The organism is Mesorhizobium sp. M0011 (genome assembly GCF_040324155.1).
GTDB lineage: Bacteria > Pseudomonadota > Alphaproteobacteria > Rhizobiales > Rhizobiaceae > Mesorhizobium.
This window is the reverse complement of sequence record NZ_JAMYVQ010000007.1, coordinates 247,853-269,968: the sequence shown is the minus strand read 5'-3', so window position 1 is coordinate 269,968 and position 22,116 is coordinate 247,853. Positions and strand designations below refer to the sequence as shown.

The following is a 22,116-nucleotide window of genomic DNA, read 5'->3' as shown; positions in this document are numbered from 1 at the left end:
CCCCCCCCCCGCGCGCCCCTCCCCCCCCCCCCCCCCCGGCGGCCGGCGCGTTAGCCCTTACCCCCCCCCCCCCCCCCCCCCGCCCCCCCCCCCCCCCCCCCCCCCCCCCCCCACCCCCCCCCCCCCTCTTCTCGGTGGCAGTCTGCGGTGCTTAGGCCTTGTTTCCGATCACATGGTGGTGGTGGCGGTGATGATGGTGGTGGCGGACATGGTGGCGATGATGATGGTGGTGGCGATGATGCTTGGCCATCGGGGCCGCATCCGCGCTCGTCGCGCCGATGACGGGCACCGTGAAAGCCATTGCAACTGCAAGCCCGAGGGCCGAGAGGAGGGACTTCTTCATGGATCGTTTCCTTTTGTTTTGCGGGCGCATATGGATCGGGGCGATAGCCCGGCCGCCGCGAATGGGATTACGCGCCTGAATTTTTTCGTCAGTATTTCCCGATTGTAGAATTTTGTTTCTGGACTGTTTCTGCCCAATCCAGCCTCCCGCCACCACGCACGGCAAGATCGAGAGGCGGCCATTGGCCGCCTGTTCGACTACATCGGCGGCACGACGCCGTTGTTTCCGACCACGACGCGGCTGGCGCTCAGCGCGCCGTCACTGCCCCGCTCGGCGGTGACAAAGACCGTCGCACCCGGCTTGAGGTCGGTTGGCGCGGCCGGCGCGAACGTCACGACAGGCGTGGTGTCGGGGATCGAAATCTTCTTGGTCTGGCCATTGTCATAGGTCAGCGTGACGGATCGCCCGCTTATATCGGTAACGTCGGCAACGGTGCCGTTGGTCATCCGGCTGTTTGGCTGCAGGTCCCAGGGGCGGTCACCCTCGCCGGTGCCTTTCAGCGCGGCCGGAAAGACCACCACCTCCAGGGCGCCGCTGCCGCCATCTGCTTTCGAAACGGAGGCAATGCCGAGGAAATCGCCCTGCTTGATGTCCCTTGCCGAGGCGTTGGCGACGCCCGAGATCTTCCAGCCGGCTTTGAGCTTGATCGCGTCGGTATCGCCCTGGCGGGTTTTCACGGTGAGCAGCGTGGGCTCGAAACTGACCACCGTGCCGCGCACACGCAGCGCGTCTGCGGCTTGGGCGGCGCCCGCGCCGGCGACGGAAAGGCTGGAAATCGTGCCGAGCACGACCATGACTGTCTTCAGGTTCATTGCAAAAAATCCTTCCGGGAACGAACTGGCTGGAACCGGATGGTTTCACGCCAGCGACCCGGAGATAACGAATGGGCGCGGCGAAACTGCCGGCAAAAGGCCGATCAGGCCTTCAAAACAACTTGATCGCGACGTGTGCGCGAGAGGGCCGCGCCAGGCACCCGGTTCACGATCCCGTGACGGCCCTTTTGGCTCTTGGCAAATCGCCGGCGAGAGGGCATCTTCCCGACCGTCTCAGGCAACACTCCTCATTTGATCAAACTCTTTCAGTCATGGAGTTGCCAATGCCCCATAATGCGAAAAGCGAACCCCACTCCGGACCGGCAACCAACGGGAGCGGGCCAGATTACAACACCCTCAGAGCGATGCGGGAGACCCGCGGTTACAGCGTGGAAGAGCTCTCCCTGACATGCGGCCTGGCGGTGGACGAGATTGAGGATATCGAAAGCGGCAGAGTGACCGACCCGTCGAAGCTGCGTCGTATTGTGTCCGCGCTTCACCTTCCCCAGGAGGCTCTGATCACCCCGGCTGCGCCGACGCCGGCGGCGCAAGGTCGATCGCTGGCGTAGATCCGCACCAGGCATTCCAGAGAACCCGCCAAGGTCTCTTGGCGGGTTTCTTTGTACCTGCCGCGGCATTCTGCTTCAGCCTGGGGCTTGCCGATTTGTATGCCGCACGTGCTTATACGCGCGGCGGCCTCGGCTGCTGGACAGCAATATGCCGTCCTTCAAGTTTTTGAACCATGGGTTTTCGACATGAGCCTGGAATCCGTTCGTGCCTTCTTCGACACCCATGCACCCGACATCGACGTCATCGTCACGGAAGCGAGCTCGGCTACGGTGGCATTGGCGGCCGAGGCGCATGGCGTGCTGCCGGCACAGATCGCCAAGACGATCTGCCTGCGCGTCGGCGACCGCACCATGCTGGTGGTGACCAGCGGCATCGCCAGGCTGGACAACCGCAAGTTCAAGGACCAGTTCGGCGGCAAGCCGCGTATGCTCGACGCCACCGAGGTTGTCGAAGCAACCAGCCATCCGGTCGGCGGCGTCTGCCCGTTCGGCCTGCCGGCGCCGCTGCCGGTCTACTGCGACGTGTCGCTGCGTGAATTCGACGAGGTGGTGCCTGCCGCCGGCGCCACCAACGCGGCCGTGCGGATCAGCCCGCAGCGCATGGTTGAGCTGATTGGGGCCGAATGGGTTGATGTGTGCCAAGGGTAGATCAGGCCCAACATAGAATTCTAGCCGACGGTAGAGGACACGTTCTGAGATTTTGCCCCGACTTCGGCCGCCACTGTCGGCGGATGGGACGGCTGATCCGGTGAAGATATTGGCTTAAACACAGGGAACTCATCGTCGGCATAGAATTTTCTCATCGCCGGTCCGACGCCATAGGTCACCTGTTCTCCCAAGGTTACCAAATCTGGAATCATCGACCTGATATTTTTTACGAGGCTTTCAAGTTCCATCTCTAGCGGCGCCAACCGCGACACCTCTTCTTTGGTTAGATCAGAGGTGATGACGCCATCTGCTGACGCGATGTGATGTGTAATATGGCCTTTAACTAGGTCCCTTTTTTCGCTGTAGACCTTAACCGCCTCGACCAAGTTTCGATGTTGCATGAAAAGCGTTACGGCAGATTGCATGAGGTCACTGTCTTTTGCTGCGATAAGGGGCGACAGCTCAGCAGCATCGACATCGTATAGCTGGTAGCTCCCCACGATCGGCAGAATGCGCTTCCAAAGAGGTAGCGAGGTCAGATGCCGATCATTCGCATCAGATAGCGATGATTCTATCGTGCGCTGAATGGCAACGACATCGCTCAAAATCAATGAGGCCTTTACCATCAGGCGAAGCGCGTAAGATTGCTGCTCGGCGTTTCTAGCGCCGATGTCCCTATCCAGAGTTTCCTTCGCTGTCTGCCTCGCGAGCACGAGCGCCACGAAGGCGCTCATACCGGATCCTAAGACGGCCCCGCCGAAGCCACTTAGTAAAGTCGCGTATTCAGCGGTTGACGCTATTCTGTCGGCTAAGAAGGCAAAGATGACCGCTCCCGACATCGCTCCGAAAACGCCGACGGAAACCAACTCAACAACAGAATTTTTGACCGTAACAAGCTTCTGCATCTTCCCCCTCCACTCGGCGGAAACTCTATCATCCCATATGAAAAAATGCCTACGTGACTACCCAGGCAATACCCTTGGTCAGATGTAGGGGTGATCAATGGTCTGAACTATCGGCCCAAGTCCTTGGTTTCTGGTCCGAGCGCCCGAAATCTAGCGGACGACTCTTTGATCGGTGCTCAGGTGCTTGGTGCTTTCGAGAGAGGGGCCTCAGAGGGCACCGATGGCTACGAACACTGCGGAGGTGTTAGCCGGCTCTATCAAGTGCCTCTCCAAAGCGGGTAAAATGAATCGAAAATTTCATGAGCAGAATGTAGAAGCCATAGTTATTGAGCCTGAAGAGACGCTCTTTCTTTGGAGCTTCCGCGAAAGCGCCCAAGGGCTGTGTCGCGACGTCGTCGAATTGCACAATAGCTTCAGGCGTCCGATTTGATTCCGGGAGATAGAATAGCTCTGTTTTCTGCTGGCTCTTTATCGCGCCCAGATGCGTCGCAATTTTCTCGTCCGAGAGCTTCCCAGAGGAACGCAACTGATCAGCGTATCTGGAAAGGGGGACAATGGGAGCGAACACAATGTTTCGCATTCGCAGAGATTTGTTTTCCTCGTCGATATCGCAGCTATTTGAAATTACGATCCCGGCCACCGGGTATCGGTTGGCAGTGGCAAAATCCAACTTTTCAAAGCCATTCCAGCCATCACCTTGGAGCGGCCCCGGTGGGCCTTCCCATTTGGTCGAATAAAAGTTTTGATTGTTCGGGTAGGCTTGGATGCGCTTCCGAAGTTCGTCCTTACTGGCGTCCGTCAGATAGCGCGGAAACACCTTTGCCAGTTCGTCAGCCAACGAACCTGAAGCCCCGGAAACGGTGGATTCCATCGCCATTTAGAGCAAGGTGTAAAAATCAGTTCGTTTGTCATAGAGGGCAGGCAAGAACTCCTCCTCAACGTCAGTCTGAGCCGCAGCGAGTCTGTTGAAAAAGGAGTGTAGGTCAGCCGCAAGAAGTTCATCCGAGTTCGTGGTGTCGCGAACGATCATCCGAGGTGCGTCGCTGGATTCACTTCTTTCGTACTTAACCAGTACCTGCCGCGGAGCAACCTGAGCATGCGCCGAGGTAAAAGGCGTTGCGCATTGAACGAGCGCTGCCAGCAGCGCCACGGCGCTTTGTGAAGTCATGGTTGAGCTGGTCTGGACAGTGTTGGCGGTGAACATCACGGAGTTACTCCCACTTTGGCCCGTAGGCCTGCAATGTCTTGTCGTTCAGCATTCCGAAAAATACGCGCTTCTCACCGGAATGGATCATCTCGATGAGATCCGGAAATTCTTGCCAAAAATTGTCTAGCGAACTCGACAAAATACAGTCCACATCCAATAAAATTCCGCTCAATTTGACATGTGAAATCGCGTCTTGGATTTCGACCATGGCCGAATTCGCGACTTGAATAATGGCGAGGATTCCATCGTCCAAAAGCGTTTCCACTCGTAGGTGGAAACCATCTTCTTTGATCTTAAAATCCCCAACCGTCCCTGACACGTTGAGCGCATCGAAGACAGAATTGCTTCCTGTGCCCTCCAAAACATTGGTGTAGCGGATGGAGCAACGCTCCACTTTCGACACCAATTCAGTGTCTCGGACGGTGCCAAGAACTTCACAAATCAGTTCCTTAAACGCCTTCCAGCCCCAATATGGGCGCACTAGCTCAACGACCAAAGAGCGCTCAGCAAAATTAATGCTCGTACGTTTGCCTACGAGGCTTTTGACGCTCTGGTATTCACTGTTGGGTAGTTGTGCTCGGAGAGCAGGCGGCATTTCCCCAGCCGGTAGAGTGATTACCCGGTCATAACGTCCGCGGAGTTTCGAGAACATCAGTCCAGGCAGAATGTCCGAAATTCCGGTTACGTCCGACGAGAACCGGATCTCAAAAACCGCATTAGCGATTGGATCTTTGTGCAGTGCAACTGGGAGCTTGGTCATTTCAATGTCTGCTCACTAAGTCGCCGATTCGTACCAATGTGCGAGCCTGCCAGAGCAAATGCGCACAACTTCAGTAGCGTCAATCCCGGAAGGCGCCAACTTCATGGAAATCTTGAAATTAGAAATCAACCAAATGAATCAGTTGGAAGTAGGCTTGTTACCCGAACAAATACCCGCGTCGCGAATCCAAGAGTTCTGTCAAAAAGGACTTTGGGGGTAAGTCCTTGATATAATTGGTCGGAGTGGCCGGATTCGAACCGACGACCCCTTGACCCCCAGTCAAGTGCGCTACCGGGCTGCGCTACACTCCGGACCGGTCGCGATGTATCGTGATAACCCGGTGCGGGTCAACCGAATTCCGCGACTTTTATCCCGCTGCGATTGCCGGTGCCGGCGAGCCCTGCAAGGCCGGCCGCAACAGCCGCCGATGGCTGTATTCCAGCGCGATGGCGCCCCAGATCAGGCCGAGCAGCAGGTAGACATGGCGCCAGTGGTCGATGTCGATGAAGGTGCCGAGCCCGATATTGCCGATGAAGGCGACATAGGCGCACAGGAGATAGGGCTGCCACGGCCGGTCGCGCAGCAGGATGCGGAATCCGGCTGCCATCGTCCAAGCGACGAGTGTGAGGAACGACACGAAGCCGAGCCAGCCATAATCCATCAGCATCTTCAGCCAGATGTCGTGGGTGTCTTCACCGAAGATCGTGCCGAAGACCAGCGGACCGATGCCGAACGGATGCTCCATCGCCATCTGGAAGCCGATGCCGTAGCGGGCGAAGCGGCCGAGGCGGGCGGTGTCGTAGCTCTGTTCGAGATGGGCACGGTTGGAGAACATCTCCGACACGCCGGGCAGCTGCAGGATGACGATCATGGCGACGACCAGCAGCGCCAGTGCTGCAATCGTCATCACCACCACGCGCAGCCGGAACTTGCCGCTGGCGCTCTGCAGGAACAGGCAGCCGGTGAGCAGGACGGCCGAGACGGCGAACATGCCCCAGGCGCCGCGCGAGAAGGAGAAGAAGATGCCGGCGGTGATGATCAGCAGCGGTACCGCCAGCAGCGGCATGCGTGTCACCGGTCCGGTCAAAAGCAGATAGAGCAGATAGATGCCGGGCAGCACTAGGAAGGGGCCGAACACGTTCGGGTCCTGGAAGGCGCCGGCGGCACGATCGTATTTGGTGAACATCTCCGCGCCTGGAAAGGCGTGGAAGTAGCCTGCAATGCCAAGCAGCGATGTGGCCACGGCCGAAACCACATAGGCAATGAAGATCAGCCGGTAGAGGTTCGGCTGTACGGCGGTGATCGATGCGAAGAACACCGCGCTGAAGGCGAGAAACAGCGACACGGCGAGGTAGAGCGGCGTGTTGGCAAGGTCCGCCATCTGCGTCATGGAGATCATGCCGCCGATGTTCATCGTCACCAGCAGCACCAGCAGCGGCGTGGCCGCGCGGGAAATCCTCAAGCCGAAAAGCGCCCAGATGGCGATCAGCCCGGCCATGTAGAGCTCATAGGGCGCCGGCTCGCTGATGACGAAGCCGGACAGCAGAATGCCGAGGAAGACCGCGCCCGAGGAAATCAGCGCGACCAGCTTGGCGTTGACCGCCGCGCGCGGCAGATCATGGCTGATCGCGCTCAATAGGCGTTTTCCGTGTTCAAGAGCCGGAGCGGCGTCAGGAACAGGATCCGCAAATCGAACAGCAGCGACCAGTTCTCGATGTAGTAGAGGTCATACTCCGTCCGCATGCGGATCTTTTCGTTGGTGTCCATCTCGCCGCGCCAGCCATTGATCTGCGCCCAGCCGGTGACGCCGGGCTTGACCTTGTGGCGGGCGAAATAGCCGTCGACCACCTCGTTGTAGAGCAGGTTATGCGACTGCGCGGCGATGGCGTGCGGACGCGGGCCGACCAGCGACAACGAACCGAGCAGCGAGTTGAAGAACTGCGGCAGCTCGTCGATCGAGGTCTTGCGGATGAAGCGGCCGACGCGGGTGACGCGAGGATCGTTCTTGGTCACCGTCTGCTTGGCGGTCGGGTCGGCCTTGTCCGTATACATCGAACGGAACTTGTAGACCTCAATGATCTCGTTGTTGAAACCGTGCCGCTTCTGATGGAACAGCACCGGACCCTTGCTGTCGAGCTTGATGGCGATGGCGGTCGCCAGCATCACCGGCGAGAACACGACGATGCCGATCAGGCTGAAGACGATGTCGAAGGCGCGTTTGGCCACAGAATCCCAGTCGTTGATCGGCTTGTCGAAGATGTCGAGCATCGGCACCGCGCCGATGTAGGAATAGGCGCGCGGGCGAAACTGCAACGCGTTGGAATGCGCCGAAAGCCGGATGTCGACCGGCAGCACCCACAGCTTCTTCAGCAGTTGCAGAACGCGCGATTCGGCGGTCAGCGGCAGCGATACGATCAGCATGTCGATGCGGGCGATGCGGGCGAACTCGATCAGTTCCGAAATGGTGCCGAGCTTGGGGTAGCCGGCGACGATGGGCGGTGAGCGCTTGTCGCCGCGATCGTCGAAGATGCCGCAGATGCGGATATCGTTGTAGGGCTGCTTTTCGACCGAGCGGATCAGGATTTCCGCCGCCTTGCCGCCGCCGACGATGACGGCGCGCCGTTCCATGCGGCCATCGCGCGCCCAGGCCCGGATCAGCCTCGACATCACCAGCCTGAGGCCGAAGATGAGAACGAAGCCGACGACGAACCAACTGCCGAACAAAAGGCGCGAATAGTCTTCCGACATCTTCATGACGAACGCCGTCAGCGCCATCAGGGCGAAAGTGCCGGCCCAGACGAGCAGCACGCGGCCGAAATTGGCGATGGGCCGCATCAGGGCGACGATCTGGTAGCAGTCGGTGACGTCGAGCAGCACCACGGCAAGGAACGAGCCCGCTGCCATCGTCACCGGATATTGCCAGGCGAGATAGTTGAAGAACCCGACATAGTGGAAATAGACGGCAAGCCCGGACAGGAACAGCAAGCCGAATTCGACCATGCGCAGGACACCGCTGACCATGATCGGCGACATCGTATCGCGCCTGTACTGCGAGGCGACCTGGCGGGCGACATCGTTCATGCCGCTTGGCGTGTCGCCATCGGCCGGGCCGTCGAATTTACGCACCGCCTCTGCTGAAAAGCGGCGCGCGGGGTCGATCTCGTTCATGAGGGCTTTCCGCAAGCTTCCCCACGGTCATAGCAAAAGAGAGCTAAGAAACCCTTGAAACAACGTATGGCTTTGGAACGGCTTGATCCTGTGCCTACCTGCCGAGCGCGGCGAAATAGGCCTTCTCGACGTCGGCGGCCATCACATCGGCGCCGAAGCGTGCCTTGAGGTTGGCGCCATCGGGCATCAGGTCGCGATAGGCGGCCGGGTCGGCCAGCGCCTGGCTCATCCTGTCGGCGAGCTCGATCGGGTCGGGTCGGATCAGGGCAGGGGAACCGGTGTCGAATATCTCCGGAATGCCGCCGACCGCGGTTGCAATCATCGGCTTTCCCGCGGCAAGCGTTTCCAGGACGATATAGGGCATGGCTTCGGCGCGCGAGGGAACGATGATAAGCGCGGCAAGGGCAAAGGCCTCCCTGGCCGGCATCGGCGGCAGGAAGCGGACATGGCGCTCGAGCCCGAGGCGTTTCACTTGCCCGTGGTAACGCGGAAGGTCGTCGCCGTCGCCGACCATCACCGCGGTCAGCGCGCGGCCGAACCGCGGGCCGGCGAGCGCCAATGCGTCGATGAAGATGTCCGGTCCCTTCAGGTCGCGCATCATGCCGATATAAAGCAGGTCGGCTGCGTCCGGCGCGGTGATCACCGGCTCGAATTCAGTGGCGCGCAGGCCGTTATAGACGAGGGTGTTGGGAATGGGCGGCTCGCCTACCTTGTGGCGATAGGTCCGCCGCTCATAGTCCGAGACAAACAGCAGATAGTCGGTGAAGCGAGCCATGAAGCGCTCGAGCGCGAAGAACAGCTTTCCGGTGGTCGTGTTCTCGTCATAGTGGAGCGAGCCGCCATGCGGCGAATAAAGGCGGGCTACGCGAGACCTTGATACCCGCAACAATGAGCCGAACAGACGGGCATAGGCGCCACCCTTGGCGCCGTGCCCATGCAGTACGTCCGGCCGCAATTCCTTGATGATCCTGTACGTGCGCCAGGCCGAGGCAAGGTCGCCGGGACCGACGTGGCGCTGCATCGGCGTGCGATGAATGCCGAGCGCCAGCAAGTCCTTCATCTGCTCGAACAGATGTTCCTCGAACGTGCCGCCTGTCGTCGAATCGCAGACGATGCCGACGGAATGCCCGGCGGCGACCTGCGCCTCGGCCAGGTCGCGCACATGCCGGAAAATTCCTCCGACGGGTGAGCGAAAGCAATGGACGATCCTGAGCCTGTCCGCCACTTGGTATCTGTCAGAACAGACGTTCGCGGACGTAGACCGTATCGCCCGGCAGCAGCGGGTCGGAGGTGACCACGCGGCCGGTCATCACCTTGCCGTTGATGTCGCGGGTGATGTCGACGCTTTCCTGGTTGGCGCGCGGCGTGAAGCCGCCGGCAATGGCGATCGCCTTCTGCACCGTCAGGCCGGGAACATAGGAATATTGGCCGGCGGCACCCACTTCGCCCATGACGAAGATCGGGCGGTAGCGGTCGATCTCGACCGAAACGTCGGGATCGCGCAGATAGCCTTGCCGCAATTTGTCGGCAATCTCCTTTTCCATTTGCTGCGCGGTGTGGCCGCGCGCTGGTATGGCGCCGACAAGCGGGAAGGAGAGATAGCCGGATTGATCGACGCTGTAGGTGTTGGTCAGCCCGTCCTGCTCGAACACGGTCACGCGGACGCGGTCGCCGGCGCCAAGACGGTAGGGCTGATCGAGCACCTCATGGAAGGCGGCCGGCGTCGGCCGGTAGCTGGAACAGCCAGCCAGCATCGATACGGCAAGCAGCGCGCGAAACAGGGAAGCAGTGCTTTTCATGGCCGGACAGGTACCTTCGACTGGTCGCTGCAACGTCGCAGCAACTCTAGGGATCGAGGTCCGTTATCATCCTGTTAGGGTTAATGGCCGGTAAAGGGAGCGGCCGACACGTGGCGCATCGGCAAGAGTTTTTGTGATTTTTGGCGGTTTTGTTTGTCACCCGCCAGTAAACCCTAACGGAAACTTACCACGATCTTAACGGCTGAGTTACCATAGTTGTTTACGGTGCGTGCTGACCCAGTATCGGAGTAGGGATGCATGTCCGTTCAGTCCGCGGCCGCAGATGTCGATGTCGATCTCAGGCAGCTCTTCGCCAGCCTGGCGAGGAACTGGCTGCGTATAGTCCTCGTCGTCCTGTTGGCAACCGGGCTGGCCTTCGCTTTCGCCTCGCTGGCAACCCGGCACTACAAAGCCGAGACGCAGGTGGAGATCGCGCCGCGCGAATCCATCTACACGCGGCCGGCCAGCAACAACAACGACACCGACAAGCCTATTCTCGACGAACAGGGCGTCGCCACCCAGGTCCAGATCATTTCCTCCAACGAAATCCTCAAGCAGGTCTCGCAAAAGCTCGGTCTGGAAAAACTGCCCGAGTTCAATGAAGCGCTCGACATGTCGGCGCTGAGCCGCGCTCTGGTCCTGGTCGGCTTGAAAAGCGACCCGATGGAAATTCCGACGGAAGAGCGCGTGCTGAAGAAAATGCACGAGAAGCTCAACGTCTATGGCGTCGAGAAGACCCGCATCATTGCCATCGAGTTCTCATCGGAAGATCCCAAGCTCGCGGCCGCCATACCAGACGCTATCGCCGCCGCCTATATAGCGGGGCAAGGGGCGGCCAAGCTCGAATCGAACAGCGCCGCGGCGGACTTCCTGGCGCCGGAAATCGCCGACCTGCAGCGGCAGGTTAAGGATGCCGAGGCGAAGGTCGCCGCTTATCGCGCCCAGTCCGATCTTCTGATGGGTGGCAACAATTCGGTGCTGGCCACCCAGCAGCTTTCAGAACTGTCGAGCGAACTGTCGAAAGTGCGCGCCAACCACGCCGCTGCGGAAGCGACCGCCGACGGTGTGCGCAGGGCGCTGCAGAATGGCGGTTCGCTGGATGCCGTGCCGGAGGTTCTGTCATCGGACCTGATCCAACGCTTGCGTGAGCGACAGGTCGAATTGCGCTCCAACATCGCCGATCTGTCGACGACACTGCTTGGCAATCATCCGCGCATTCGCGCGCTGAAATCGCAACTGTCCGATCTCGACGCGCAGATCCGCAGCGAGGCCCAGAAGATCATGAAAGGCCTGTTGATGCAGGCCGAGACGGCAAAGGCCCGCGAGAACCAGCTTGTCGCCGACGTCAACACGTTGAAGGCCGCTTCGGCGCAGGCCGGCGAACAGCAGGTCGATCTCGACGCACTGCAGCGCGACGCGACCGCCAAGCGACAGCAACTCGAGCTCTACCTGACCAACTACCGCGAAGCGGCATCGCGCCAGGATCGCAACTATCTGCCGGTCGACGCCCGGATCGCCTCGAAGGCTTCTGTTCCCTCCGAGGCCTATTTCCCGAAGGTCGGGCCGATCGTCGGCGCGGCTTTCGCCGCATCGCTGCTGATCATGGCCAGCGTGACGCTTCTGCGGGAGCTGTTTTCAGGCCGCGCGATGCGGCCGGCGAGCGGTTCCCGTTTCGAACGGATCGATGAGGTCGCAATGCCCCATGTGGCGCAGGCGCCGGTCGCCAAGCCATTTCTCCGCCAGGAGCCTGCCGTTTTGCAGGACCCCGTCGTTCGCCAGGAGCTGCCTGAACCTGCGGATGAAGCAGATGCGGAGCCCTATGCCGCCGCGATGCCGGCCATGGCCGAGGCGCCGGATGTGGTCGCAATGCCCGCAACTGCGGCGACAGAGCAAACGGCTGTCGAGCCCGAACCGGCGCGTTCCACCTTGGGCGAGATCGATATCGAGAAAGCTGCCGAAAAGCTGATCTCCAGCGGTGCGGCGCGCGCCATATTCGTCTCGCCGGAAGGCGACGAGGCGGCTGCATCCGCGATCCTGGTGGCGCGCGAGGTCGCCGACGCCGGGCTGCGCGTGCTGTTGCTGGACCTCACCGCGTCGGGGGCCGCCTCGCGGCCGATGCTGGACAGCGGCCTTTTCCCGGGCATCACCAACCTGCTCGCTTCGGAAGCGCAGTTCAGCGACGTCATCCACGCCGATCTCTACTCGGACTGTCACGTCATTCCCGTCGGAACCGCCGATCCGGTTCGTGCCATGCGTGCCGCCGACCGGCTGCCGATCATCATGCAGTCGCTGACGACAGCCTACGACCTGGTCGTGGTCGAGTGCGGACCGGCCGACGCGCAAGGCATCGGCCGCCTGACCGGCGATGCCACCGAGGTCTTTCTCTCCATGCTGGAGGCCGACGATGAGGTGACGCAGGCTGCGGTCAAGCTGATCGAGAACGGCTACCCCGACCTGACGCTGGTGACGCCGCTCGGCCACGAACCGCCCGGCAATCCGGTCCCGGGACGGCGCACTGCCGCTGCCTGAGGGAGCCGCGGATCGCTTGGCGGAACCGTTCTGCGGTTCGCCCGATCTATCCCAGTTCAAGCGTCGTTACGCCGAACACCCTTTGCAGGTCCAGTTCCGGGGCAGGACCTTTGTACATGCGCGTGGTGGTGAAGGTCGGCGCAAAGCCGGCCGCATCGAGCGCAGTTATGAAGCCGGTGTTATCGGCGGGGACGTCGATGTGCAGCTCGCCGCCCTCACAGGCACCGGCCAGTCCCTCCAGGAGTTGCAAAGCGGTTTCCATGTCGTCGGCAAACAGCGGGCCGATCTTGAAGCCGGATCGACAGCGGCGCGCCACACCAAAGCCGGTGACGCCGCGCGAACCGATCGCCGCCAGTCCATGATGCGGTTCCTGCAGCCATCCCTGCAGGAAGGCCCATCGTGACGCCGGAAAACAATGGGAGTCATAGGCGACGATGTCGGACAGGAGCTGCTTTGTAATCATCCGCAGCCCATCGTCCCTGACCGCCGGGCCTGCCTTGCGCCCGGTGAAGCGGATGGTCTCGTAGGCCGGTGCGAAGCCCTTGCGCCGGTAATTGGCCTGCTGCTCGGCGACGCCGTCAAGGCCGACGGTCCGGCCAACGAGCCTTTTCATGCCGGCGTCCCACACCGTCTTGCCGTAGCCCATGCCGCGCATGTCAGGCCGGGAGATGTAGAGGCCGATGAAACCGAATTCGCTTCCATAGGCCACGGCCGAAATTGCCGCAGCCATGTCGTCGCCGACAAAGGCGCCGATGAAGCCTTCGGGGTCCGCCGCCTGGAGCATCGCCGGGTCTTCAAGACCTGGGTTCCAGCCTTCCGCGGCCGCCCAGTCGACGAGAAGCCCCAGTTCCTGCAGGGACAGTGTGCGGATGATCGGCTTCATGGCGTCAGCTATCTTCTTCCGAGGGCGCTGCCTGACCGGCGGCTTTGCGGCGCAGCACCTTGGTCAGCTTCCAGATCATCGGGCTGTTCTTGACGAAGGCTTTCAGCCGCGCGCCTTGCCGAAGCGTCAGCGCCAGCATGCGGCCCTTCACGGTCAACGGGACCAGCACTTCGAAATGCCGCGTTTCGATATCGCACCACAGCCGCTTGTAAGGCTCATCTCCGACCGAAAAGTCATAGACCTCGAAACCAGTCTCGCAGGCTTCCTGGATGTTGTCGAAGAACAGGAAGTCGCCGGGGCTGGCGTGCCCGAGATCGTCCTCGGCGATCGCTCCGAATTCGCAGATCAGGCGTTTGCCCGAGCGGCTTGAACCGGTGATGGCGCGCAGCTTGCCGGCAACCGCGAGTCCGTGCAGCACGAACGAAGGCTTGTCCTCGGCAAGCGCCTGCATGAACAGCGCGCGGAAGAAGCCGCGTACCTGCGCGTCGCCAAAAACATTGGCGATGCCCATCTTGCGGAAGCGGAGCTCCTTCATCTCGAAGAAGGCGTCGAGCAGCGTGTCCACCTCGTCGGGGGTGCGGGCCTCAATGCGCCGATAGCTGCCTACGGCCTCGAATTTCCGGATCTGCGACCGGTGCTTCTTGCGTTTGCGTTTGCCGCTGGCGCGGGAAAGCAGCGCATCGAAGCCGCCGGCGAGATCGACGGCCAGCGACAGATTGGGGCTGGAAAAATGGTCAAGCGATGCGAGCGGATTGGCGACGCCGTCGAGATCGGGCAGCAACCGCTCGAGCGCGACCAGATCGATGTCCGGGCGTGCCTTGGCGATGGCCGCCAGCACCGATCGGAGGGCCGGTATATCCGCTTTGGCCAGCCAGTCCGGGTCCGCGGCGACGAAATTGCCGTTGGCGTGGCGCCCACCCATGAAGCGGGCGATCCGGAACGGCCCCTTGGAGGAAACTTCCAGCGCCAGCGAAAAAACCGGTTTGCCCTCGGCACTCAGCGTCGTGACGAGCAGGTCCGGTCGTGTCTCGCCCGCCCAATTCTGGACCCAGGCAGCACTCTGCGCCGGCCCAAACAGAGCCGAGCGGCAGAACTCGGCATAGGCCGCGAGGCCGTCCGTGGACGCCACTGAAATCGACAGGCCGGCATGGTCCCGTGGCAAGGCGCGCGACGATGCCTCGGTCGCCGCAAGCCGATTGCCGTCAAATGACGCAGTTGCGTCAACCATACCTCAATCCTTAGGGCGTATTGATCGCGATTTGGGGGTTCGCATAGGCGCATTCCGTGCTTGGATCAGCCTAGGCGCAAAAGGTGAATGAATGATCGACGGCGGGGAGGCAATCCGGAAACTGGCGCTGAACGTCGCCCGCTATACCGGCCTTGCACCGCTGGCCAAGCCGTTCATCGGCGGCATTGGCGCCATCCTGATGCTGCACCGTGTTACCGCGACGCCGGAAAAGCCGGACAGCGTCAACCGGCATCTGAATATCGCGCCCGGCTTCCTTGACGCCATGATCGCCGACATGAAGGCGCATGGCTATGCCTTCGTCTCCATGGACGAAGCGGTGGAGTGCATCAAGGTGGGCGGCAAAGGCGGTCAGTTTGCCACGATCACCGCCGACGATGCCTATCGCGACAACATGGTCGAGGCGCTGCCGGTGCTCGAGAAGCACGGCGCGCCGATCACCATCTATGTCGCGCCCGGGCTGATCAACGGCACAGCCGACCTGTGGTGGGACGTTGTCGAGGACATCGTCAACGCGCGCGATACCCTCACTCTGACGCGGCCGAACGGTCCCCTGACAATCGATTGCTCGACCCCCGCGAAGAAGCTGCAGGCCAATGCACGCCTGCACGCCTATCTCACCGCCGAAATCCGCGAGGAGGACCTGCAGGCTGTGTTGCGTGACCTAGCTCGCGCAAACGGCATCGACTCCGACGGCCCACGCTTGCGCACATTGATGAACTGGGATGAAATCCGCCGCATCGCCGCGCATCCGCTGGTGACGATCGGCGCCCATACGATCAACCACAGCAATCTGAAGCGGCTTTCCGAAGCCGATGCCCGGCACGAGGTCGGCGCCGTGCGCGCCATGTTGCGGGCCGAACTGGGCGAAGAGCCCCGCCATTTCGCTTATCCCTATGGCTATGCCAGCGCCGTCGGCTGCCGCGAAGTGGGCTTTGCCCGCGACGCAGGCTATACCTCCGCCGTGACGACGCGCCACGGCGTGCTGCGCGCCGAGCATGCCGGGTTCCTGCATGCCTTGCCGCGCATTTCCGTCAACGGCCGCTACCAGAGCCTCGCCCACATCCGCACCATGCTGTCGGGCGTGACGACGCCGCTCGCCAATGCCGGCAAGATGGTCGTCACCATCTGACGCTGGCGGTTTCCCCTAGCGCTTGGCCCTCGGCTCCAGCATCAGCCATTTGATGATGCCCATTGCCGGCAGCACCCAGAGCAGGCCGCTGAGCAGGAAGAAAAGGAAATGCACCCACGGACCCGACTCCGAGAGCCGGGCGACCGCGAAGATCGATGCGACCAGCGCATAGATGATGACCAGCGCCACCAGCAGAAGCATTCCGATCAGCTTTTTCAGGCGCAGGGGCATGGTTGGTCTCCTGATCGAGCATGCCGGAATTTGCACAGGCGGCTTGGCAGGCTCAAGGGGTATTGGCCTCGCATAGGCCTTGAGGCGAAACTGTGCAACCGGTGAGACGCGGCGCGACGGCGTGCCGCGCCGTATGGTCTTGCCAGCACGGGTGCGATGGTCCACCAATCCGCCAAATCAACCTGCCGGGACAAGATCATGGCTGCCTCAGCTGCCGCGCCATACGTCGCCCGCGACCGCGACCTGCATAACCGGGCGCTGCTGCGCGGCTGGCTCTATGTGGTGCTTCTGGTGCTGTTTGCGCTGGTGCTGGTCGGCGGAGCCACCAGGCTCACCGATTCCGGCCTCTCGATTACGCAGTGGAAGCCGATCCACGGCGTGATCCCGCCGCTCAACGATGCCGAGTGGCAAGAGGAATTCCAGCTCTATCAGCAGATCCCGCAATATGCCGAGCTCAACAAGGGCATGAGCATCGAGGCGTTCAAGTCGATCTTCTGGTGGGAATGGGCGCACCGCATCCTGGCGCGCAGCGTCGGCCTGGTCTTTGCCTTGCCGCTGCTGTTCTTCTGGGCGACGCGCCGCATCGAACGCGGCCTGGGACCGAAACTCCTGGGCATTCTGCTGCTTGGCGGCCTGCAGGGCGCCATCGGCTGGTGGATGGTGGCCTCCGGCCTGGTCGACCGCGTCTCCGTCAGCCAATACCGGCTGGCGACCCACCTGACGCTTGCCGCGCTGATCTTCACCGCCACCATGGTGGTCGCGCGCGGACTGGCGCCGCACTCCGAGCCCGCCGCCGATCGGTCGACGCAGAGGCTGGCCGGCTTCATCGTGCTGCTGGCGCTGATCCAGATCTATCTCGGCGGCCTGGTCGCCGGGCTCGACGCAGGCCTGAGCTACAACACCTGGCCGCTGATGGATGGCAAGATCATCCCGGGCGATCTGCTGATCCTCGAGCCGGCATGGCGCAACTTCTTCGAGAGCCCGAAGACGGTGCAGTTCGTCCATCGGCTTGGCGCTTACACGGTATTCGTCGTGGCGTTGTGGCACATGATCGCCACGCGCCGGCGGCTACCACGCTCAACGCACGCCCGCCGCGCGACGCTGCTGTTTCTACTGGTGCTGGTGCAGGCCTCGATCGGCATCGGCACGCTGCTGATGCATGTGCCGCTGCATATGGCGCTGACCCATCAGGGATTTGCGCTGATCGTCCTGGGCTTTGCAGCAGCGCACTGGCGCGGCACCAAGGGCGCCTATCCCTTGCCGCATGCAATCGCGCTCAGGGGCTGATCCCGAGCCGATCGACCAGTCACATCCAGAATTCGCCAGTTACATCCAGAATTCGTTTGAAGATGCCGTCTTGTCGCCGTCGAATTCCGCCTGCCGCAACGCAGCGGCGGATGGTGCGGACTGGCCTTGAGCGGCATTAGCTGCCTTGTCGGCGGCCTTGAGAGCATCAAGCCTGGCCTGGGCCGTGGCGATATCCTGCTGCACCTGGGCAGCCTTGACCTGATCCGTGATCGCCTTAGCCTGGTCTTCCAGGTCCTGAATCTGCTTTTCGAGTGCGGCCTCCTGGGCTGCATTGCTCGACGAGCTGGATGAGGAATACTGGGTTGCCTGGGAGGAACCCGAAATTGCGCTGACCATGACAAATCCTGAAGCGAAGCCGAGACCGGTCAGTAGCCCATTGTGGTGAACAAGCGGTTAGCACCGCACCGCAGCCCCGCGATCACAAGCTTGCCCGCACCGCCCGGATCGCCCCGGCGATCGACAATTCGCGGTTCTCCTCGACCGCATTGTCGTCCTCATGATGCCAGGACGCCGACAGGCAGCCATAGGCGATGGCATGGTCAAGGATGGCGGGCGGTGTCTGGCCCAAAGTGTTGGCAAATACTTCGGCCATATCCGCGATCCGCTCCGGATCGAGGCAAAGCTCGTCCCGGTCGAGCGGGTTGTAGAACATGTTCGCGGCGTCGAAGCCGGGGTCGCCGAGAACGCCCTTCGGATCGATCGCCAGCCAGCCGCGCGGCCCGTGCAGGATGTTTTCGTGATGCAGGTCGCCGTGCAGGGGCCTGATATCGTGCGGATTGGCCAGCAGTCGATCGGCGATGATGGCGGCCTCGACATAGAGGCTGTCATGGCCCGAATCGCGGTCGATTGTCGCCTTCTTGAACAGGCTTGAAAACCGTTCCCGGAGCGGCTGAAGCTCGGGCGGGAAGGGGTCTTTCCCCTGTGAAAAGAGTTTCGCCATCACCTCGGCCGCGATTTCGGTGGCGGCGTTGTCGCCCTGTCCGTCGAGCACCTCTGAAAGCAGGGTTTCACCGGCATATTCGAGCAGCATGCTGTGGCCGTCGCGGCCGAGCAGACGCACCGCGCCTTCGCCGCGCCGCCAGGCGAGATAATGTTCTCCGCGCAACTCGTCGGCGACGTCATCGAAAGGCTTAAGCGCCTTGACGATCGCCGGCGATCCGTCTTCGCGCAAAACCTTCCAGATGCGGCTCGAAAAGGTCTCGGCAATGAGTTCGGGCGCGCTGACGTTCCAGCGCACCGGAAAGGCGGGCGTGTCCATCAGAGGCCGAGCATCAGGTCCATGTTCTGCACGGCGGCACCCGAGGCACCCTTGCCGAGATTGTCATAGACCGCCAGCAGCAGGGCCTGCGCCCGTTTGTCATTGGCGAAGACATAGACCTTCATCCGGTTGGTGCCGTTGTAGACCTCGGGATCGATCTCCGGCATGCGCTCCGAATGCGCATAGGGCGCCACCTCGACCACGCCGCCCTTGATGGCGGCGAAATGGTCGGCAATCGCCGCATGCAGCTCCGCACCGGTCGGCACATGGTCGAGGCCGCCAAGCTGCAACGGCACGACAGTGATCATGCCTTGCGCGAAATTGCCGACCGCCGGCTGCATGATCGGATCATGCGACAGCCTGGCATAGGCCCTCAATTCCGGCACGTGCTTGTGCTGAAGGGTGAGGCCGTAGGGCAGGAATTCCGAGGCGTCCTCGCCCTTGGCGACATAGTCCTCGATCATCGGCCGTCCGCCGCCCGAATAGCCCGAAATGCCGTTGACGGTGATTGGGAAATCCGCCGGCAGCAAGCCTGATGTGACCAGCGGCCGCAGCGTGGCGATTGGTCCCTGCGGCCAGCAACCGGGATTGGCGACGCGCTTTGCCGAGGCAATCGTCTTTGACTGTGCCTTGTCCATCTCGGCGAAACCATACGCCCAGCCTTCAGCCACGCGATGCGCGGTCGACGCATCGATAACCTTGGTGGTGTCGTTGGCGATCAGCGAAACACTCTCTTTCGCCGCGTCGTCGGGCAGGCACAGGATCGCAACATCGGCGGCATTGAGGAACTCGGCGCGCGCAGCCGTTTCCTTGCGACGCTCGGTGGGAACCGAGATGATTTCCAGGTCGCCGCGCTCGGCCAGCAGCGCCCGGATCTGCAGGCCGGTGGTGCCGTGTTCGCCGTCGATGAAGATTTTCGGTTTCATGGATCGATCAAATTCCCTGATATTTCAACACTATATGCCGTGACCATGATTCACTGCGGCGCCATTGTGGTTGCCGTTGTTCAGCTCTTCAAGCCGGGCCTTCCGTTCAGCCAGCAGGCCGAGATATTGCATCGCCACCATCGAGCCGGCGATCGCCGTTATATCGGCGTGATCATAGGCCGGCGCAACCTCTACGACATCGGCGCCGACAATGTCGACCTGGTTGAGCTGGCGCAGCGTCGACAGGATCTTCGCCGAGGACGGTCCGCCGGCAACCGGCGTGCCTGTGCCGGGCGCATAGGCCGGATCGAGGCAGTCGATGTCGAAGGTGAGATAGGTCTTCTTGCCGCCGGTGCGGTCGACGATGGCGTAGGCGATGTCGGACGCCCGCATCTCCTCGATTTCATGGCCATGGAGGATCTTGATGCCGAACGTGTCGGGCGCATGGGTGCGGATGCCGATCTGGATCGAACGGTCGGGATCGATGATGCCTTCCTTGACGGCGCGGCCGACGAAGGATCCGTGGTCGATGCGCTTGCCGTCGTCCGGCCAGGTATCCTGATGCGCGTCGAACTGCACCAAAGCGAGCGGACCATGAATGGCGGCATGCGCCTTGAGCAGCGGCCAGGTGACGAAATGGTCGCCGCCGAGCGTCAGCAGGAAGGCGCCGGATTTGAGGATCTTGGCCGCTTCGCGCTCGATCGTGCCGGGTGTCTTCTGATGATTGCCCGAATCGAGCAGGCAATCGCCATAGTCGACGACCGCCAGATGCTCGAACAGATCGCGTGAAAACGGATATTGCGGGTCGTTGTCGAGGATCGCCGAGGCGCGGCGGATGGCCTGCGGCCCGAAGCGGGCGCCGGGCCGGTTGGTGACGGCGGCATCGAAGGGAATACCCCACACCACAGCATCCGCGCCCTTCACGTCCTTGGTGTATTTGCGCCGCATGAACGACAGCGCGCCGGAGTAGGTCGGCTCGAACGCGGCGCCCGTTTTGGAACGGGCGGTGAAGGCGTTGTCGATGTTGTTGTTCGCCATTACGGATCCTCGTTTTTCATCGGGTTGCAACAACTACAGAACCGGCACGGAAGATGCCAGTCACAGCTTGGCGAGACGGAATGGCGCTGCCCGAGTGCCACGGCAAGACAGGATTGTATCATCATGACGCAGACCGCGTTTCTCAACCCCACCCGTACCGCGGCGTCGACCCGCACCGGCACGGTCGCCGGCGAACGCTTCCTGGTCCTCGATTCGTGGCGTGGCATCTGCGCGCTTCTGGTGGCGCTGTTTCACTTTCCGACCGCTTCGACGATTTCGCAAAGCGCCTTCATCGGTTCGTCCTACCTGTTCGTCGATTTCTTCTTCGTCCTTTCCGGCTTCGTCATCGCCAGCAGCTACGGCGATCGGCTGAACCAGCCGGAACAGGTCGCGCGCTTCGCACTGGTCCGTTTCGGCCGCATCTATCCGCTGCATCTGTTCATGCTTGCCGCTTTTGCCGGCTTCGAATTGCTGCGGCTGATGCTGCCGCAACTGCATGGAACCGGGGCTGCCCCCTTCACCGGCGGCTTCGACCCTGCGAGCCTGCTTGCCAATCTTCTGCTGCTGCAGGGTGTCGGCTTCGAGGATCAATTGACCTGGAATGCGCCAAGCTGGAGCATTTCGGCCGAGTTCTTCGCCTATCTCCTGTTTGCCGGCGTGGTCTTCGTCGCCGGCGCGCGCGCCTGGATATGGTTCGTCGCCGCCGCCGTCACCGCGCCGCTGTTCCTGCTCGGCTTCTCGACCCATCATATGGATGTGTCCTTCGATTTCGGCTTCATCCGCTGCCTCTACGGCTTCTCGCTCGGCGCCTTGCTGGCCTGGTTTCAGCATGATTCCATTGCAGGGGCGCGACAGGCCCTGGCCAGGGGTGGTCCTCGAATGGCCTGGACCCTTGCCGAGATCGTCATGGTGGCCGTCATCGTGCTTTTCGTCTCGCTGGCGGGCGACAATGATTTTGGCATCGCGGCCCCCCTGGTGTTCGCGCTGGCGCTGTTTCTGTTCGCCCATGAAGGCGGCTGGATCAGCGCCTTGCTGAGAGCCCCGTTCATGCTGACGCTCGGCGCGCTGTCCTACTCGATCTACATGGTCCACATCTTCGTCCAGGCGCGCCTGATCAACGTCGCCGGGCTTGTCGAGCGCAAGCTCGGCCTCGGCCTGATCGGCGACTTCACGCTGCGCGGCCAGCCTGCCACCGGCTTCGATGCCGGCTGGATGGGAGCGGTGGCGATCGTCGTCATGCTCGCCGCCACCATTGCCGCCTCCTGGATCACTTGGCGCCTCATTGAGATGCCGGCCATGGCGTGGTTCCGCCGGCTCTCGAAACGCATCTGAGACACCTGCTGCGAGTATTCCG

At 61.8% G+C, this 22,116-nt stretch carries 23 protein-coding genes and 1 tRNA gene; 6 read left to right on the top strand and 18 right to left on the bottom strand.

Annotation, left to right across the window (positions count from 1 at the left end):
• Positions 1-151 precede the first annotated feature (151 nt).
• Together NKK51_RS11340 and NKK51_RS11335 are read right to left on the bottom strand one after the other, a co-directional pair.
• Complete coding sequence (locus NKK51_RS11340) at positions 152-343, bottom strand: hypothetical protein (protein ID WP_352552847.1); 192 nt, start codon at positions 341-343, stop codon at positions 152-154.
• Positions 344-540: 197 nt separating this feature from the next.
• On the bottom strand, positions 541-1,155 hold the full coding sequence (locus NKK51_RS11335; protein ID WP_352552845.1) for a hypothetical protein: 615 nt from the start codon (positions 1,153-1,155) through the stop codon (positions 541-543).
• Between the two features lie 71 nt (positions 1,156-1,226).
• Between NKK51_RS11335 and NKK51_RS32415 the strand changes: the two genes are divergently transcribed.
• Both NKK51_RS32415 and NKK51_RS11325 read left to right on the top strand, forming a co-directional pair.
• A complete protein-coding gene (locus tag NKK51_RS32415; protein WP_502902456.1) occupies positions 1,227-1,724 on the top strand; it encodes a helix-turn-helix domain-containing protein in 498 nt (165 codons plus the stop codon).
• Positions 1,725-1,910: 186 nt separating this feature from the next.
• Positions 1,911-2,372, top strand: coding sequence for a YbaK/EbsC family protein (locus tag NKK51_RS11325; protein ID WP_352552844.1), 462 nt, complete (start codon positions 1,911-1,913; stop codon positions 2,370-2,372).
• Positions 2,373-2,392: 20 nt separating this feature from the next.
• Here the strand turns inward: NKK51_RS11325 and NKK51_RS11320 are convergent, their stop codons facing one another.
• The 9 genes from NKK51_RS11320 to NKK51_RS11280 form a co-directional block, all read right to left on the bottom strand.
• The gene (locus NKK51_RS11320; RefSeq protein WP_352552843.1) at positions 2,393-3,277 is read right to left on the bottom strand and encodes a hypothetical protein; all 885 of its coding nucleotides are present in this window, start codon (positions 3,275-3,277) and stop codon (positions 2,393-2,395) included.
• 244 nt (positions 3,278-3,521) lie between these two features.
• Complete coding sequence (locus NKK51_RS11315; protein WP_352552841.1) at positions 3,522-4,115, bottom strand: hypothetical protein; 594 nt, start codon at positions 4,113-4,115, stop codon at positions 3,522-3,524.
• A 39-nt stretch (positions 4,116-4,154) separates the two neighbouring features.
• Positions 4,155-4,481, bottom strand: a complete 327-nt coding sequence (locus NKK51_RS11310) for a hypothetical protein (RefSeq protein ID WP_352552839.1) — start codon at positions 4,479-4,481, stop codon at positions 4,155-4,157.
• A 7-nt stretch (positions 4,482-4,488) separates the two neighbouring features.
• Entirely contained in the window at positions 4,489-5,244 is a 756-nt protein-coding gene (locus tag NKK51_RS11305) for a TIGR04255 family protein (protein ID WP_352552837.1), read from the bottom strand.
• Between the two features lie 234 nt (positions 5,245-5,478).
• Positions 5,479-5,555: transfer RNA gene (locus NKK51_RS11300), tRNA-Pro, on the bottom strand.
• Positions 5,556-5,611: 56 nt separating this feature from the next.
• Positions 5,612-6,880, bottom strand: coding sequence for an O-antigen ligase family protein (locus NKK51_RS11295; protein ID WP_352552835.1), 1,269 nt, complete (start codon positions 6,878-6,880; stop codon positions 5,612-5,614).
• Positions 6,877-8,412, bottom strand: a complete 1,536-nt coding sequence (locus tag NKK51_RS11290) for an undecaprenyl-phosphate glucose phosphotransferase (protein ID WP_352552833.1) — start codon at positions 8,410-8,412, stop codon at positions 6,877-6,879. Before NKK51_RS11290 ends, NKK51_RS11295 begins: the two co-directional genes overlap by 4 nt.
• Positions 8,413-8,506: 94 nt before the next feature.
• Positions 8,507-9,637: a glycosyltransferase family 4 protein gene (locus NKK51_RS11285; RefSeq protein ID WP_352552831.1), complete on the bottom strand. Its 1,131-nt coding sequence runs from the start codon at positions 9,635-9,637 to the stop codon at positions 8,507-8,509.
• A 10-nt stretch (positions 9,638-9,647) separates the two neighbouring features.
• Entirely contained in the window at positions 9,648-10,211 is a 564-nt protein-coding gene (locus NKK51_RS11280) for a polysaccharide biosynthesis/export family protein (RefSeq protein ID WP_013532220.1), read from the bottom strand.
• Between the two features lie 258 nt (positions 10,212-10,469).
• On the opposite strand from NKK51_RS11280, the gene NKK51_RS11275 reads away from it, so the two are divergent.
• Positions 10,470-12,740 carry a GumC family protein gene (locus tag NKK51_RS11275; RefSeq protein WP_352552829.1) on the top strand — a complete coding sequence of 757 codons (2,271 nt, stop codon included), beginning with the start codon at positions 10,470-10,472 and terminating at the stop codon, positions 12,738-12,740.
• Positions 12,741-12,786: 46 nt separating this feature from the next.
• Here NKK51_RS11275 and NKK51_RS11270 read toward each other — a convergent pair whose 3' ends face one another.
• Together NKK51_RS11270 and NKK51_RS11265 are read right to left on the bottom strand one after the other, a co-directional pair.
• Complete coding sequence (locus tag NKK51_RS11270) at positions 12,787-13,623, bottom strand: GNAT family N-acetyltransferase (RefSeq protein WP_023810260.1); 837 nt, start codon at positions 13,621-13,623, stop codon at positions 12,787-12,789.
• 4 nt (positions 13,624-13,627) lie between these two features.
• Positions 13,628-14,851, bottom strand: a complete 1,224-nt coding sequence (locus tag NKK51_RS11265) for a GNAT family N-acetyltransferase (RefSeq protein WP_352552827.1) — start codon at positions 14,849-14,851, stop codon at positions 13,628-13,630.
• 91 nt (positions 14,852-14,942) lie between these two features.
• Between NKK51_RS11265 and NKK51_RS11260 the strand changes: the two genes are divergently transcribed.
• Positions 14,943-16,001 carry a polysaccharide deacetylase family protein gene (locus NKK51_RS11260; protein ID WP_352552825.1) on the top strand — a complete coding sequence of 353 codons (1,059 nt, stop codon included), beginning with the start codon at positions 14,943-14,945 and terminating at the stop codon, positions 15,999-16,001.
• Between the two features lie 15 nt (positions 16,002-16,016).
• Here the strand turns inward: NKK51_RS11260 and NKK51_RS11255 are convergent, their stop codons facing one another.
• Positions 16,017-16,232 carry a DUF2842 domain-containing protein gene (locus NKK51_RS11255; protein WP_352552823.1) on the bottom strand — a complete coding sequence of 72 codons (216 nt, stop codon included), beginning with the start codon at positions 16,230-16,232 and terminating at the stop codon, positions 16,017-16,019.
• A 156-nt stretch (positions 16,233-16,388) separates the two neighbouring features.
• On the opposite strand from NKK51_RS11255, the gene NKK51_RS11250 reads away from it, so the two are divergent.
• On the top strand, positions 16,389-17,519 hold the full coding sequence (locus NKK51_RS11250; RefSeq protein ID WP_502902455.1) for a COX15/CtaA family protein: 1,131 nt from the start codon (positions 16,389-16,391) through the stop codon (positions 17,517-17,519).
• Positions 17,520-17,558: 39 nt separating this feature from the next.
• On the opposite strand, the gene NKK51_RS11245 is transcribed toward NKK51_RS11250, so the two are convergent.
• The 4 genes from NKK51_RS11245 to speB all read right to left on the bottom strand — a co-directional run bounded on the left by NKK51_RS11245 (position 17,559) and on the right by speB (position 20,762).
• Positions 17,559-17,876, bottom strand: coding sequence for a hypothetical protein (locus NKK51_RS11245; protein WP_352552821.1), 318 nt, complete (start codon positions 17,874-17,876; stop codon positions 17,559-17,561).
• Between the two features lie 82 nt (positions 17,877-17,958).
• Positions 17,959-18,801, bottom strand: coding sequence for an aminoglycoside phosphotransferase family protein (locus NKK51_RS11240; RefSeq protein WP_352552859.1), 843 nt, complete (start codon positions 18,799-18,801; stop codon positions 17,959-17,961).
• The gene (gene argC / locus NKK51_RS11235) at positions 18,798-19,724 is read right to left on the bottom strand and encodes an N-acetyl-gamma-glutamyl-phosphate reductase (protein WP_352552819.1); all 927 of its coding nucleotides are present in this window, start codon (positions 19,722-19,724) and stop codon (positions 18,798-18,800) included. The genes NKK51_RS11240 and argC overlap by 4 nt, the downstream gene beginning before the upstream one ends.
• Before the next feature lie 30 nt (positions 19,725-19,754).
• The gene (gene speB, locus NKK51_RS11230; RefSeq protein ID WP_352552817.1) at positions 19,755-20,762 is read right to left on the bottom strand and encodes an agmatinase; all 1,008 of its coding nucleotides are present in this window, start codon (positions 20,760-20,762) and stop codon (positions 19,755-19,757) included.
• Positions 20,763-20,885: 123 nt separating this feature from the next.
• Between speB and NKK51_RS11225 the strand changes: the two genes are divergently transcribed.
• Positions 20,886-22,094, top strand: a complete 1,209-nt coding sequence (locus NKK51_RS11225) for an acyltransferase family protein (RefSeq protein ID WP_352552815.1) — start codon at positions 20,886-20,888, stop codon at positions 22,092-22,094.
• Positions 22,095-22,116: the final 22 nt, after the last annotated feature.

Bases quoted from the DNA above. Each gene is read 5' to 3' on its own strand.
- NKK51_RS11340 (WP_352552847.1), bottom strand. From the start codon at position 343: ATGAAGAAGTCCCTCCTCTCGGCCCTCGGGCTTGCAGTTGCAATGGCT.
- NKK51_RS11335 (WP_352552845.1), bottom strand. From the start codon at position 1,155: ATGAACCTGAAGACAGTCATGGTCGTGCTCGGCACGATTTCCAGCCTT.
- NKK51_RS32415 (WP_502902456.1), top strand. From the start codon at position 1,227: ATGGGCGCGGCGAAACTGCCGGCAAAAGGCCGATCAGGCCTTCAAAAC.
- NKK51_RS11325 (WP_352552844.1), top strand. From the start codon at position 1,911: ATGAGCCTGGAATCCGTTCGTGCCTTCTTCGACACCCATGCACCCGAC.
- NKK51_RS11320 (WP_352552843.1), bottom strand. From the start codon at position 3,277: ATGCAGAAGCTTGTTACGGTCAAAAATTCTGTTGTTGAGTTGGTTTCC.
- NKK51_RS11310 (WP_352552839.1), bottom strand. From the start codon at position 4,481: ATGTTCACCGCCAACACTGTCCAGACCAGCTCAACCATGACTTCACAA.
- NKK51_RS11305 (WP_352552837.1), bottom strand. From the start codon at position 5,244: ATGACCAAGCTCCCAGTTGCACTGCACAAAGATCCAATCGCTAATGCG.
- NKK51_RS11290 (WP_352552833.1), bottom strand. From the start codon at position 8,412: ATGAACGAGATCGACCCCGCGCGCCGCTTTTCAGCAGAGGCGGTGCGT.
- NKK51_RS11280 (WP_013532220.1), bottom strand. From the start codon at position 10,211: ATGAAAAGCACTGCTTCCCTGTTTCGCGCGCTGCTTGCCGTATCGATG.
- NKK51_RS11275 (WP_352552829.1), top strand. From the start codon at position 10,470: ATGTCCGTTCAGTCCGCGGCCGCAGATGTCGATGTCGATCTCAGGCAG.
- NKK51_RS11270 (WP_023810260.1), bottom strand. From the start codon at position 13,623: ATGAAGCCGATCATCCGCACACTGTCCCTGCAGGAACTGGGGCTTCTC.
- NKK51_RS11265 (WP_352552827.1), bottom strand. From the start codon at position 14,851: ATGGTTGACGCAACTGCGTCATTTGACGGCAATCGGCTTGCGGCGACC.
- NKK51_RS11260 (WP_352552825.1), top strand. From the start codon at position 14,943: ATGATCGACGGCGGGGAGGCAATCCGGAAACTGGCGCTGAACGTCGCC.
- NKK51_RS11255 (WP_352552823.1), bottom strand. From the start codon at position 16,232: ATGCCCCTGCGCCTGAAAAAGCTGATCGGAATGCTTCTGCTGGTGGCG.
- NKK51_RS11250 (WP_502902455.1), top strand. From the start codon at position 16,389: ATGGTCCACCAATCCGCCAAATCAACCTGCCGGGACAAGATCATGGCT.
- NKK51_RS11245 (WP_352552821.1), bottom strand. From the start codon at position 17,876: ATGGTCAGCGCAATTTCGGGTTCCTCCCAGGCAACCCAGTATTCCTCA.
- argC (WP_352552819.1), bottom strand. From the start codon at position 19,724: ATGAAACCGAAAATCTTCATCGACGGCGAACACGGCACCACCGGCCTG.
- speB (WP_352552817.1), bottom strand. From the start codon at position 20,762: ATGGCGAACAACAACATCGACAACGCCTTCACCGCCCGTTCCAAAACG.
- NKK51_RS11225 (WP_352552815.1), top strand. From the start codon at position 20,886: ATGACGCAGACCGCGTTTCTCAACCCCACCCGTACCGCGGCGTCGACC.